This is a genomic window from Sphingosinicella sp. CPCC 101087 (assembly GCF_004151485.1).
Lineage (GTDB): Bacteria > Pseudomonadota > Alphaproteobacteria > Sphingomonadales > Sphingomonadaceae > Allosphingosinicella.
The window spans coordinates 1-351 of sequence record NZ_SBFF01000037.1 but is presented as its reverse complement, the minus strand read 5'-3'; positions in this window follow the sequence as shown (position 1 = coordinate 351).

Below are 351 nucleotides of genomic sequence, written 5' to 3'. Positions count from 1 at the left end.
TACCCTATACTTGGTGACATTCTTCTATTATTCTGTTGGAACATCCTGTCTGTGTGTTTTACACCGGACCTGGTTCCGTCTTATTATTATTCTGTTGGAATATCCTGTCTGTGCTATACGCCGGACCTGGTTCCATTTTTATTATTCCGTCTTTATTATTCTGTCGGAATATCCTGTCTGTGCTATACGCCGGACCTGGTTCCATCATTTATTATTCCGTCTTTATTATTCTGTTGGAACATCCTGTCGGTGTGATTTTCACCTGACCTGGTTCCATTATTATTATTCTGTTGGAATAACCTGCCTGTGCGGTCTATCGCATGCATGGTGATTTCTTTTGTTATTCCATTC